Source organism: Rhodococcus sp. IEGM 1370 (genome assembly GCF_033142325.1).
GTDB lineage: Bacteria > Actinomycetota > Actinomycetes > Mycobacteriales > Mycobacteriaceae > Rhodococcoides.
The window spans coordinates 115,366-128,129 of sequence record NZ_JAWLRY010000009.1 but is presented as its reverse complement, the minus strand read 5'-3'; the positions used below and the strand labels follow the sequence as shown (position 1 = coordinate 128,129).

At 65.9% G+C, this 12,764-nt stretch carries 9 protein-coding genes; 7 read left to right on the top strand and 2 right to left on the bottom strand.

From position 1 onward, the window contains the following. Positions 1-103 precede the first annotated feature (103 nt). The 3 genes from R4P47_RS14015 to R4P47_RS14005 all read left to right on the top strand — a co-directional run bounded on the left by R4P47_RS14015 (position 104) and on the right by R4P47_RS14005 (position 3,542). Positions 104-1,579 (top strand): iron ABC transporter permease, encoded by a 1,476-nt coding sequence (locus R4P47_RS14015; RefSeq protein WP_317785043.1) that lies wholly within the window; start codon positions 104-106, stop codon positions 1,577-1,579. Positions 1,580-1,662: 83 nt separating this feature from the next. Continuing rightward, positions 1,663-2,676 carry a FecCD family ABC transporter permease gene (locus R4P47_RS14010; RefSeq protein ID WP_317785061.1) on the top strand — a complete coding sequence of 338 codons (1,014 nt, stop codon included), beginning with the start codon at positions 1,663-1,665 and terminating at the stop codon, positions 2,674-2,676. After that, positions 2,673-3,542, top strand: coding sequence for an ABC transporter ATP-binding protein (locus R4P47_RS14005; RefSeq protein WP_269594070.1), 870 nt, complete (start codon positions 2,673-2,675; stop codon positions 3,540-3,542). The genes R4P47_RS14010 and R4P47_RS14005 overlap by 4 nt, the downstream gene beginning before the upstream one ends. A 9-nt stretch (positions 3,543-3,551) precedes the next feature. Here the strand turns inward: R4P47_RS14005 and R4P47_RS14000 are convergent, their stop codons facing one another. After that, positions 3,552-6,119 (bottom strand): bifunctional lysylphosphatidylglycerol flippase/synthetase MprF, encoded by a 2,568-nt coding sequence (locus R4P47_RS14000; RefSeq protein ID WP_411567338.1) that lies wholly within the window; start codon positions 6,117-6,119, stop codon positions 3,552-3,554. A gap of 68 nt (positions 6,120-6,187) precedes the next feature. Next, positions 6,188-7,489 (bottom strand): alpha/beta hydrolase, encoded by a 1,302-nt coding sequence (locus R4P47_RS13995; RefSeq protein WP_317785059.1) that lies wholly within the window; start codon positions 7,487-7,489, stop codon positions 6,188-6,190. A 200-nt stretch (positions 7,490-7,689) separates the two neighbouring features. On the opposite strand from R4P47_RS13995, the gene R4P47_RS13990 reads away from it, so the two are divergent. The 4 genes from R4P47_RS13990 to gndA all read left to right on the top strand — a co-directional run bounded on the left by R4P47_RS13990 (position 7,690) and on the right by gndA (position 12,726). After that, complete coding sequence (locus R4P47_RS13990; protein ID WP_094641733.1) at positions 7,690-8,106, top strand: BlaI/MecI/CopY family transcriptional regulator; 417 nt, start codon at positions 7,690-7,692, stop codon at positions 8,104-8,106. 23 nt (positions 8,107-8,129) lie between these two features. Beyond that, the gene (locus R4P47_RS13985) at positions 8,130-9,086 is read left to right on the top strand and encodes a M56 family metallopeptidase (RefSeq protein ID WP_094641731.1); all 957 of its coding nucleotides are present in this window, start codon (positions 8,130-8,132) and stop codon (positions 9,084-9,086) included. A 277-nt stretch (positions 9,087-9,363) separates the two neighbouring features. Continuing rightward, complete coding sequence (locus R4P47_RS13980; RefSeq protein WP_394855459.1) at positions 9,364-11,109, top strand: DEAD/DEAH box helicase; 1,746 nt, start codon at positions 9,364-9,366, stop codon at positions 11,107-11,109. A 165-nt stretch (positions 11,110-11,274) separates the two neighbouring features. Continuing rightward, a complete protein-coding gene (gene gndA, locus R4P47_RS13975; protein WP_094615060.1) occupies positions 11,275-12,726 on the top strand; it encodes an NADP-dependent phosphogluconate dehydrogenase in 1,452 nt (483 codons plus the stop codon). Positions 12,727-12,764 lie beyond the last annotated feature (38 nt).

The window sequence follows — 12,764 nt, the reverse complement described above, 5'->3', positions numbered from 1 at the left end:
TAAAGCGGTCAGGCACCGCTACCCTTACCTCACCTCACGCGCCGAGGAAGGGTTCCGTAACCTAAACCGTGTCCCTTCGAAACAGCGAGGAGTCACGAGCACTGTGACAACAGCTCCGCTACTCGGCCCCCACGGCGCACGCCGGTCTTCCGACGAGCCGTACGGGACCGAGGACGTGCCCACCGGGCCGCCGCCGCGTAGCTCTCTCCTCGCTGCAGCCGCGATCGACGCACTGATCGTGCTGATCCCCCTGTTCGTCGGGTGGTCGATCGTCGACGCGCTTCGTGACGACAACGGTGGCGGCCAAGCCGACCGATTCGTGTTCGGCACCATCGCGGTGTGCGTCACGGCGGCTCTGTTCGTCTGGAACCGCGGATACCGCGACGGCAACGAAGGCCAGAGCACCGGCAAGCGCTGGCTGGGGCTCACGCTGCGAGACACCTCGACCCATGGCCCCCTCGGCGCACGCCGGGCTCTGCGTCGTCAGTTCGGGATCGACACGTCGTCGTCGGAAGTGGTCCGCGACAAGACCGCGGCAGCAGACGGATTCGAGCCCGTTCCCAAGGACGGCTCGGTCGCGGCGATCCGAAAGCGCAGGTTGCTCGGCCTGGCAGTCCTGGTCGTCGCGCTCGTGGCGGGCATCCTCGCCAGTATCGCCATCGGCGCGCGGCCACTGACGTTCGCCGAAATCGCCCATGCGCTGCTGAATTCGACGGGCACCGACACCGACATCATCGTGCGCACGTTGCGGATCCCACGCACGGTGCTCGCACTGGTCGTCGGCATCGCACTCGGCATCGCAGGCGCTCTCATCCAGGGGCACACCCGTAACCCGTTGGCAGACGCCAGCCTGCTCGGCCTCAATTCCGGGGCGGCGTTCTTCGTCGTCATGGCCATCTATCTGTTTCGGTTCACCTCGCCGAGTCAGTACTTGTGGTTCGCGTTCGCCGGTTCGGCGGTGGCGAGCATCGTCGTCTTCGGACTGTCGTCGATCGGGTCGGGCAGATCGAGTCCGGTCAATCTCGCCCTGGCCGGAGCCGGCGTCGCATTCTTTCTCTCGGCGATGACCAACGCCGTCGTGTTGCTCGATCAGACCAGCTTGGACGGCTACCGCTTCTGGGTGGTCGGATCCGTTGCCGGACGCGGCCTCGACGTACTGTGGCAGGTCCTGCCGTTCCTGGTGATCGGCGTCCTCATCGCACTGGCGAGCACCCCCGGCCTGAACGTCATGAGCCTCGGCGAGGACGTCGCACGATCCCTCGGGACCAACATCGCGATCACCCGAACCATCGGCATCCTCGCCATCACGCTGCTCACCGGTGCAGCCACCGCAGCATGCGGGCCCATCGCGTTCGTCGGCCTCGTCGTCCCGCACATCGCCCGCGCGGTGACCGGACCCGACTACCGCTGGCTCGTCCCGTATGCAGGCCTCATGGGCGGAGTGATGCTCATGATCGCCGACGTCATCGGCCGAGTCGTGGTGCGCCCGGGCGAGCTTCAGGTGGGCATCGTTCTGGCACTGATCGGAGCGCCGTTCTTCATCGCTCTCGTCCGACGCCGGAAGTTGGTCGGCCTGTGACCGCCGACCTGCAGTCCCCCACACCGACGCCCGGCCACGGCGGCGTTCGCACCCGGCCTGCGTTCCGCCTCGGTCCGATCTCGATGGTCCGACGGCCACTGATGATACTGACGACCGTCCTACTGGCTGCGGCGCTGGTGCTGGTCATGTGTGTGAACGTCGGCCGAGGCGACTTCCCGCTGTCGATCGTGCAGGTCCTCGACGTGCTGCTCGGCGGCGGTTCGAGGATCGAACGATTCATCGTGATGGACCTGCGGCTGCCCCGATCACTGACCGGGCTCCTGGTCGGGGCCGCCCTCGGTATATCCGGCGCGATCACGCAGTCGATCTCCCGCAACGCCCTCGCCAGCCCCGACATACTGGGCATCACGGCCGGTTCCAGTGCCGCGGCCGTCGCGTTGATCGTGCTCGGCGGTGGCAGCAGCTTCAGCGGGCTGCTTGCCACCCTCGGCCTTCCTCTGGCGGCCTTGATCGGCGGCCTGCTCACCGCCATCGCGATCTATACCCTCGCCTGGCGCAAGGGCGTCGACGGATTCCGGCTCATTCTGGTCGGCATCGCCGTCAACGCCATGCTCACCGCGGTGATCGGCTGGCTGCTGATCAGCGCCGACATCAACGACGTCTCCCGCGCTCAGGTCTGGCTCAACGGGTCACTCAACGGAGCGGACTGGTCCGCGGTCTGGCCGGTCGCCATCGCGGTCGTCCTCGTCGGTGGCGGCACAGTCGTCGCGACGTTCACTCTGGGTGCCCTGCGACTCGGCGACGACAACGCACGATCGCTCGGGGTCCGTCTGCAACACAGTCAGGCCATGATGCTGCTCGCGGCCGTCGCACTCGCCGCGATCGCCACCGCCGCCGCGGGACCCATCGGATTCGTGGCGCTCGCCGCTCCCCAAATAGCGCTGAGGGTGCTGCGAACGCCCGGCCCGCCGATCATCGCGTCGGCACTTCTCGGTGGATTGCTGGTCGTGGCGAGCGATCTGATCGCGCGCACGATTCTGCCGGTGGAACTCCCGGTCGGCATCGTCACCTCGGCCCTCGGTGGACCGTTCCTGCTCTACCTACTCGTTCGCAGTAACCGAAAGGCCTCCGTATGACCACCAGCCACACCTCGCGTCTGATCGCGAACGATCTGAGCCTCGGGTACGGCGACCGCACCATCGTCGAACACCTCGATCTCGAGATTCACACCGGTGTCATCACCACGGTCATCGGACCCAACGGCTGCGGAAAGTCGACGCTGCTGCGTTCGCTCGGCCGCCTGCTCAAGCCCAAGGCCGGCAGCGTGATGCTCGACGGTCGGGCGATCTCGTCGATGAAGACCAAAGAGGTGGCCCGCACCCTCGGGATGCTGCCTCAGGCGCCCACTGCTCCCGAAGGACTGACCGTCGCAGATCTCGTGTCACGCGGTCGTCACCCCCACCAATCGTGGATCCGGCAGTGGAGCTCGGACGACGAGGCAGAGGTCGCGAACGCACTCGAACTGACCGGAATCAGCGACCTCGCCGACAGACCCGTCGACGAATTGTCCGGTGGCCAACGGCAACGCGCCTGGATCTCGATGGCACTGGCCCAGGGCACCGATATCCTGCTGCTCGACGAGCCGACCACCTATCTCGATCTGGCGCACTCCATCGAGGTCCTGGATCTCGTCGACCGCCTGCACGACGAACTCGGCCGCACCATCGTCATGGTCCTGCACGATCTGAACCTGGCAATCAGGTACAGCGACCGGTTGATCGTGATGAAGCAGGGCCGGATCGTCACCTCGGGCAGGCCACAGGACGTCATCTCCGAGCAGCTGCTGCTCGACGTGTTCGGCCTCGAAGCCGCCGTGATAGACGATCCGATGTCCGACCGTCCGCTCATCGTTCCGATCGGCACCCGCCACGTGTACGGGTCGGTCGGTGGACCCGTCCGGTCCGAGAGTCACGCCGCCGCAGGTGCTTCCACCGAGCGGTAGCGCGGGGTCTCACCGCTCGATCATCGTGCGTACCAGCTTGACGCCCTGGCCGATCGACACGTCGGGCAGATATGCCCGGCCGATCGCATTTCCGATGCTGGGCAGTGCGGCCGGATCCGCGAAGGTCATGTGCATCGGTTCGTAGCGAGGCTGGAACTTCGACTTGAACGCCAGTAGGGAACGGAATCCGTAGACGGGTTCGAGGGTGCGTCCGAGGACGTCGAGCAATCGCTCGAGCAGCCCAGACAGCGTGGACTGCTCGGCACTGGAGACGTGTTCGGGTTGCTTCTCGTCGACCTTGGCCAGGGGTGCGCCCGAGAGGCTGAGGAATCGGGCACCTTCCTGTTCGAGCAGCAGGGCCGCCGATGCGATGAGGAATTCCATCGTGGGCCGAAAGCCCTCGGACCGGCGTCTCATGAAGTCGAGCGTCCATCCGACGATGACGCCGTCCTCGTACACCGGCATCCACGAGGTCACGCCGTGCACGGTCCGGTTCTCGTCGACGGCGATCAGGCACCGCACGTTCTCGTCGTCGACCTCCTCGAGACCGCCGAGGGTGAAGCCCATCTCGGGCATACCCTTGTCCGCGACCCATTCCTCCGAGATCGCAGTGATCTGGTCCGTGATCGCCAGCGGGGCAGAAGGAAAGCGGATCCACTCGGCGACGACGCCGGCTTTCTTCGCTCTGTTCAGCGCAGTCCGCACGTCCTGGAATCGCTTGCCGGTGAACGCAATGCTGTCGAGGTCCAGAACCGTTTCCTCACCGACCTGGATTCCTCCCCAACCGAGGGAGTCGGTGATGCGGCGGACGTCGGGAGTGACGGAGTAGAAGCACGGGATCCACCCGTTCTCGGACGCGAACTCGGCGAACTCGACGACGTTGTCCCGCAGGGACTCCCGCGGACCGACGGGATCCCCGGTGGTCAGTGCCACGCCGGAGATGACCCGGTAGGCGACGTAGCTGCGACCGTCGGAACCGAACCAGTACTTGTTGCCGCGCCAGGTCGTCATCCACGACAGAGCGGACCCGCTGCTCGACATCAGCAATCCGCGCGCCCGTTCGGCGGCGTCGGTCTCGGTGCCGTACACCGGGGTGAGGAAGGTACTCGCAGCGAGCACGCAGACCACCACCCAGAACACCACCCCGGTCCACTCGAAGAGCAGGGTCGTCGGCGTGCTCTGCGGGAGCAGGGCAGGTTCGAGCCATTGCAGGTAGACCGGGGGAACCAATCGTTGCGGGAAGTCCACCAGCAGTCCGCCGAAGGACGGCGAATCGGCGAAGCCACCGCGGGCCAGATACCCACCGAGCGAGTAGATCAGGGCGAGTCCTGCCGCCACCCCGACCACCGAGGCCGCCCATCGACGGTAGGTACCCGAAGGCGCCGACACGTCGAAGAACTTGCGCGTGACGATCAGCACGAGCAACACGATCAGGGGCAGCAGGAACGGTACCGCAGTGCGGTACGCCGTCGGCGATTCCAAGCCGTAGAACAGGGACTGGTCGTCACCGGACTCGAGGAATCGAATCGCGAAGTTGGCCACCGACAGTGCGAGCAGAATTCCCTGCGAGACCACCGCCATGGCCCACGCGAAACGCCTGCCTCGACGCAGGCCGTCACTGACCACCAGCAGGAACAACGACGGCATGATGCTCAGGATGGTCGGGCCGACTCCCCCGAGTCTGAGATCGAGCAGACCACGACGGCATTCGACCGGGTCGGTGGTCGCGTCGGCGCAGATTTCGCGCACCTCCGCCGCCGTGTACGGAACTCCCCGCACCACATCACGAAGTACCGCGAACGGCCCGACAGCGTTGGGGCTCAGGGCCGCCAGTACCGGGCCGAGGGCGCTCGCAGCGACGATCAGCGCAACCAGCACCCGGCCTTCGCGTCGGGTACCCGCCAGTCGAGGGCCACGTGCCGATCGACCGACGATCCACGGGCCCACGATCAGGCCGATCACCGCCGCAGCGAGTCGAACGACGTCCTGCAGGTGTCCACCGAACAATGCCAATGTCACCAGCAAGGCCAGCACGCCGACGCGGATTCGCCTGCGCCACAACGTATCCATTCGCGAGGTCGCGACCAGGACCACACCGAAGATCCAGGTCGTCGGGCCCACAGCGGTTCCGACGTGCAACCGGAATCCCCAGTCCGCGTCGAAGGTCTTGGCCAGAACCGCGAGACCGAGGCCGAACAACGAACCGGCCACCTGCGTCACGAACGCCGCGACGGCGAAGCGACGGGATCCGATACGGCGCTCGATCGGTGCGGCGGCCAGCAGCACCCCGACCGTGGCCACCACACAACCGGCGATGTTGGGTGCCGCCAGACCCGAGGTGAGCGGGGTCCACAGGTGCCAGTGCTCGAACGGCATGATGCCCACGGCGAAGTACTTGTCCATCTCGCCGCGGTTGTCCACGACCGCGGCGACGATGCCCATCACCCAGACGACGGCGAGCAAAGTGAAACTGACCGGTGCTCCCACGGCACCGAACACGATGAGCGCCCACACCCGCCGAAGCTGGCGCATCACTGCAGACGCACCGGACCTCAGGGATTCGGTGCGCGCGGACATCCACGACGGTTCGGCGGGTGTCGATACTTCGGCGTCCGCCGCGGACGGTCGTTCCGGATCGGTCACGTTCACGAAATCAACCCTGTTCTCGTTGCCAACCATGGCAGCTCGCGCCGGAGGCCTTCCGACCACACCGCGAAGCTGTGTCCGCCCGGTACTTCCACGTACTGCACATCCATTCCGGCGGCCTTCGCCGCGTCGTACATCTCCTGTTGGCCCGGTTTGTAGTCGTTGTCGTCGGACCCCACGACGAAAATACCGGCGGAGTCGGGGTACTGACGTGATTTCAGCAGGTCGAGTGGGTTGATGGCGGTGAACGCCGCGGAGTTTCCTCCGAAGGCCTGCTGCACCGTGCGGTCTCGATCGCCGAGAGTCGGCTCGCGCTGGCCGGAGAGGTCGAGGAACGTGGGATAGACATCGGGGTGATTGGTCGCCATCTGAATCGAGCACGTACCGCCGTAGGACAATCCGCCGATCGCCCAGTGTGCGCGATTGCGGTCCACCTGCAGCGCCGAGTCGATCCAGTCGGGAACGTCGCGGGAGAGATACGTGTCCACGTTGCCCAGCGGCGAGTCGACACAGAGCGGATTTGCCATCGACGACCCGGTTCCGTCCGCGACGACGACAACCGGCGCGAGACCGGCATGATCGCGAGCGAAATCGTCCATCGTCTCGGCGAGTTTTCCGCCGTTGAGCCAGTCCTCGGGTGCTCCCGGCTGGCCGGCGAGCAGCACGAGAACCGGAAGGAGCGGGCGAGGATCGGCGAAGTAGGCGGGCGGCAGGTAGATCTCCGCATCTCGTGCGGTGAAGTTCGACGCGGTGGCCGGAATGGATGCCGAGGTGATCTTTCCGGCGGTTGCCAGATCTGCCGGTGCTGTCCACACCGAGTCCAGAGGTGTTCCCGTAACGGTCTGTTCCACCGCAGCGGGCACATCCGAGAACTGAATGCGCGCCGCCGACTCGGCGCCGAGAGCATTGCCCACGGTGGGATACGCGTCGAACTCGAGATTGACGTGCAGGGCCGACGCCGCCACCACGAACACCATCGCCAGCACCGACGCCAGCGTGCCCAGCACCCCTCGGGCGGTCACCGCCCTGGGAATCACCGCGAACAGCGCAGCGAGGCCCACTCCGATCCACACGTAGATCGAGGTCTCTATCGGATCAGGGAACGGTCGCCACACCTTCTCGACCACCACGTAGCCGATCGCCGTGACGACGATCGCTGCCGTGACGACGATCGGCACTGCACGTGTGGCGTATCGCCGCGACCTCGAGACGAGCAGCCACAGACCACCGAGGGCACCGAGAACGGACACGATCACCGGTACCGGACCATCGATCAACGACAGGGAATCGAACCACTCCACGCTTTCGTCTCCGCTCACTTCTCGAAAGTCGGGCCGAAAGGCGGCACGATCACAGCACAGATTATTCGCCCCGGGAGTCCTGCGGTCGAGACCCGCCGATTCGTCGCGACTGCGACTATGACCGATCCCACATCAGTTGAACGGTCGGTACTACCACGAGTAGTACGCATCCACGTCGGAGTAGCCGTAGACTCGGACGAATGGCTGGTCTTGGTGAACTAGAGCGCGCAGTGATGGACCATCTGTGGGAGTCGTCCGATCCCCAGACCGTTCGACAGGTCCACGAGGCACTTGCGACGCATCGCGAACTCGCGTACACGACGGTGATGACGGTGCTGCAGCGGCTGGCCAAGAAGAAGTTGGTTGTCCAGCAACGCGACGACAGAGCGCACCGCTACGCACCGTTGCACGGTCGCGACGAGCTGGTCGCAAGCCTTATGGTCGATGCGCTGTCGCAGGCACCGGCGTCGGGTGGACGCGCAGCGGCACTCGTGCACTTCGTCGGTCAGGTGGGGGCCGACGAAGCCGACGCCCTCCGTGAGGCGCTTGCCGCGTTGGAAGTGGCACAATCGACATCGAAGTCCCCTTCGGCTGGAGATCGCCGTCCGACGGACTGACGCTCGCGGCAGTAGGTGAGGACATGAACTCGACGACTGCGCTGGTATTCGCAGTACTCGCGCTGATCCTGGCTGGGCCGGTTCCGGCAGTGCTCGCTCGCGCGAGCTGGCCGTACCGGTCACCGCGCGCCGCTTTGGTTCTCTGGCAGGCAATTGCTCTCGCTGCGGTGCTCTCGGCTTTCAGCTCCGGCCTCGCGATCGGCGGACTGCTGCTCGTCCCCGGACCTGACGGTCGTCCCACGACGGCACCGACCGACGAGATCGACGCGCTCGGTCTGCCCCTGTGGACTCTCTACGTCGTCGTCCTCGCCATCACGCTCGGCATCGGTGCCAAGCTCATGTTCTCCGTCGTTCGGGTAGCGGTCAGGACCCGTCGCCGACGTTCCAGGCATCGCGTGCTCGTCGATCTGCTGGATCGAACCGACTTGGGAGAGAACCCTTTTCGCGGCCTTCGCGACGCAGACATCCGGGTACTCGACGCGGCCGAACCGATCGCGTACTGCCTACCCGGTCTGCGTCAGCGGGTGGTCCTGAGTCGGGGCACGTTGGCCAGCCTGTCCGAGGCCGAGGTCACTGCGATCCTCAGCCACGAGCGGTCACATCTACGCGCCCGCCACGATCTGGTTCTCGAAGCGTTCACCGCCGTCAACGAAGCCTTCCCGCGGATCGTCCGTAGCAAGTCGGCGCTCGGCAGCGTGCAGCTGCTGGTCGAGCTGCTCGCAGACGACTCGGCGGTCAAGGTCACCGGACCCACTCCGTTGGCCAGGGCACTGGTCACGTGCGCCGGGTCCACCGCACCGCGTGGCGCGATGGCCGCCGGAGGGCCGCACACCCTCATCCGTGTGCAGCGCTTGAGCGGCCCGGGCAGCGATGTGCGCATCGCCGCGGCGGCCTACGCGGCGGCCGTGGTGATCCTGGTTCTTCCGACGATCTACGTTGCCATGCCGTGGCTGGAGGAGCTGAGCAAGCTCATCGGGTGAGCTCGCACGCGATCGGGGTCGCACAGGTCACATCGACTCGAGTCGAACAATTGGCGGTACGTCCCGTACAGTAGAGACCGGTCGCCATCGCGACCTAGCAATCGAAATGGCACAAACAGCCCCACTTTATGCAGTTCTCATCTGCATTCTGATGGCCAGGTGACAGTGCCCTGGCTCGTATCAATGTGTTCTGGCTGTTTTTCGTGTTTCCCGGTTCTTCGGGTGCTCTCAGCTTCGGGCTTATTGGCGTGCCCGTAATCCGGAGAGGCTTTACTGCGTGACCCACGCTGTTTCCAACACACCCGTTTCCACCATTTCCGACACCACGGCAGTCCCGACGCCCGTAGCGGCACCGGCCTTCACCTTCGCCGATCTCGGACTGCCCGAGGCTGTCGTCGCCGCATTGGCGCGCAACTCGATCACCGTGCCCTCCCCCATCCAGGAGAAGGCGCTTCCCGACGCGATCGCCGGTAAGAACGTCCTCGGTCGCGCGCAGACCGGCTCGGGTAAGACCCTGGCCTTCGGCCTGCCGATCCTGCAGCGCCTGTCGCTGCACACCGATCGCCCGGCCGCCAAGCGCCCGCGTTCGCTCGTGCTGGTCCCCACCCGCGAGCTCGCCTTCCAGGTCGTCGAGTCCCTCGCTCCCTACGCCAATGCTCAGGGCCTGCGAGTCATGCCCGCCGTCGGCGGTACCCCGTTCAACAAGCAGGTCGAGCAGCTCCGACGCGGAGTCGACGTCCTCGTCGCCACTCCCGGCCGCCTCGCCGATCACCTCCGCCAGGGCACCTGCATCCTGGACTCCATCGAGATCACCGCGCTCGACGAGGCCGATCAGATGGCCGACATGGGCTTCCTGCCCGAGGTGCGTGCAGTCCTCGCCGACACCCCGGCAGACGGACAGCGCATGCTGTTCTCTGCCACCCTCGACCGTGAGGTTCAGTCACTGGTTCGCCAGTTCCTGCCCGATCACGTCGAGCACTCCACCCAGGACGGCAAAGCCAGTGTCCGGACCATGGATCACTACGTCCTCATGGTCGACCGGGGTCAGAAGGATCTCGTTCTCTCCGAGATCGGTGCTCGCGAAGGCGGTCGCACCATCATGTTCGCGCGTACCAAGCTGGGCTGCGACGGGATCACCGATCGCCTCCGTGCGCTCGGTATCGCCGCGGAGTCGCTGCACGGCGGCAAGGCTCAGAACCAGCGCACCCGCGTTCTCGAGCGCTTCAAGAACGGCCGCACCCCCGTCCTCGTCGCTACCGACGTTGCTGCTCGCGGAATCCACGTCGACGGTATCGACCTGGTCGTCCACGTCGATCCGCCCGCAGACCACAAGGACTACCTGCACCGCGCAGGACGCACGGCACGCGCAGGCGAGAAGGGCACCGTCGTCGCGATCGTGCTCCCCAACCAGCGTCGTCAGGTTCTGCGTCTGACCGGTATGGCCGGCGTCAAGGCCACTGCCGTCAACGTCTCGCCCGGTTCGGCCGAGCTGAACAGCATCACCGGGGCGAAGAAGCCGACCGGTGAGCCTCTGCGCGCCGAGTCCGCTCCTCGTGACCGGAACAGCCGTCCCGGCTACCAGGGCTCCAACCCCCGCAGCAGCGGCGGATACCAGGGCTCCAACCCCCGCAGCGGCGGCGGATACCAGGGCTCCAACCCCCGCAGTGGCGGCGGATACCAGGGCTCGAACCCCCGCAGCAGCGAGGGCTACCAGGGTGACCGTCCCCGCACCGGCTACCAGGGTTCGAACCCGCGCAGCAGCGAGGGCTACCAGGGGTCCAACCCGCGCAGCAGCGGCGGATACCAGGGCTCCAACCCCCGCAGCAACGAGGGCTACCAGGGCGACCGCCCGCGTCGCTCCGAGGGTCGCGGCTACGAGGGTCGTGGATCCGACAACCGTGGCTCCGACAACCGTCGTCCCGCGTCCGGCCCCCGCCAGGACGAGCACCGCTCCGGAGGCTTCCGCAGCCGCACGGAACGCCGTTCGTACGACGGTTTCGACGGTCCGGCTCGCAGCCACTGATCGGTTCGTAACCGTGCGGTCGTAACTCGACCGGAGCATATTTCGACGACATGAGGTGTCGCATTCTTCGCGAATGCGGCACCTTTTGTCGTTGTCTACGGCCAGGTTTGAGTTCTGCTGGGGGGTTGGCTCGCGCGACGCCGCTCGGCAGGGAAAGCTGTCTGTATGACCTCAGCAGCAGAACCGACAGAACTGGCTCAGATCGGAGTCACCGGACTCGCCGTCATGGGCTCCAACATCGCCCGCAACTTCGCCCATCACGGCCACACCGTCGCATTGCACAACCGCAGTGTCGCCAAGACCGATGCCCTGATCGCCGAGCACGGCACCGAGGGCAACTTCGTTCGCACCGAAACCATCGAGGAGTTCGTCGCCGCTCTCGCGAAGCCGCGCCGAGTGCTCATCATGGTCAAGGCAGGCGACCCGACCGACGCTGTGATCGAGGAGCTCGCAGGCGCGATGGAGGAGGGCGACATCATCATCGACGGTGGTAATGCCCTCTACACCGACACCATTCGTCGCGAGGCGGCCATGAAGGAGCGCGGACTGCTCTTCGTCGGAGCCGGCATCTCCGGCGGCGAAGAAGGCGCGCTCAACGGACCGTCGATCATGCCGGGTGGTCCGGCCGAGTCCTACAAGGCCCTGGGTCCGCTACTGGAATCGATCGCAGCTCAGGTCGACGGCACGCCGTGCTGCACCCACATCGGACCCGACGGCTCCGGACACTTCGTCAAGATGGTCCACAACGGCATCGAATACGCCGATATGCAGCTCATCGGTGAGGCGTACAACCTGTTCCGCGACGCTCTCGGCTACACGCCTGCTCAGGTAGCGGACGTGTTCACCGAATGGAACAACGGTGATCTGGAGAGCTACCTCGTCGAGATCACCGCCGAGGTTCTTCGACAGGTCGACGCCAAGACCGGTCAGCCTCTCGTCGACGTGATCGTCGATGCTGCCGAACAGAAGGGCACCGGTCGCTGGACGGTCAAGGCGGCCCTGGACCTCGGGGTTCCTGTCACCGGTATCGCCGAGGCGGTGTTCGCTCGGGCTCTGTCGGGGTCACGCGCTCAGCGCAAGGCAGCCGTCGGACTCGCCTCGGGAACACTGGCCGACAAGCCGACCGACGCGGAGCAGTTCACACACGACATCAGTCGGGCTCTGTACGCGTCGAAGATCGTCGCCTACGCACAGGGCTTCGACCAGATCGCCGCGGGCAGTGCCGAATACGACTGGAATCTGCATCCCGGTGACCTCGCCACGATCTGGCGCGGTGGCTGCATCATTCGCGCGCGGTTCCTCGACCGCATCAAGGACGCGTACGACGACAACGCCGAACTGCCGAGCTTGATCCTGGCCCCGTACTTCCGTGATGCCATCGAGAACGCCATCGACAGCTGGCGTCGGGTCGTCATCACAGCGGCCTCGTTGGGTATTCCGGTCCCCGCGTTCGCGTCCTCGCTCTCCTACTACGACGCGTTGCGGGCAGAGCGTCTACCTGCCGCTCTGACACAGGGACAGCGAGATTTCTTCGGGGCGCACACCTACGAGCGAACCGACTCGGAAGGAAAGTTCCACACTCTGTGGAGCGGCGATCGTTCCGAGATCGAAGCCTGACCGACGACCGCCCGCCGGTGGCGCGGCGGGCGTCACCC

Bases quoted from the DNA above. Each gene is read 5' to 3' on its own strand.
- gndA (WP_094615060.1), top strand. From the start codon at position 11,275: ATGACCTCAGCAGCAGAACCGACAGAACTGGCTCAGATCGGAGTCACC.
- R4P47_RS14005 (WP_269594070.1), top strand. From the start codon at position 2,673: ATGACCACCAGCCACACCTCGCGTCTGATCGCGAACGATCTGAGCCTC.
- R4P47_RS14010 (WP_317785061.1), top strand. From the start codon at position 1,663: ATGGTCCGACGGCCACTGATGATACTGACGACCGTCCTACTGGCTGCG.
- R4P47_RS13985 (WP_094641731.1), top strand. From the start codon at position 8,130: ATGAACTCGACGACTGCGCTGGTATTCGCAGTACTCGCGCTGATCCTG.
- R4P47_RS14000 (WP_411567338.1), bottom strand. From the start codon at position 6,119: ATGTCCGCGCGCACCGAATCCCTGAGGTCCGGTGCGTCTGCAGTGATG.
- R4P47_RS13990 (WP_094641733.1), top strand. From the start codon at position 7,690: ATGGCTGGTCTTGGTGAACTAGAGCGCGCAGTGATGGACCATCTGTGG.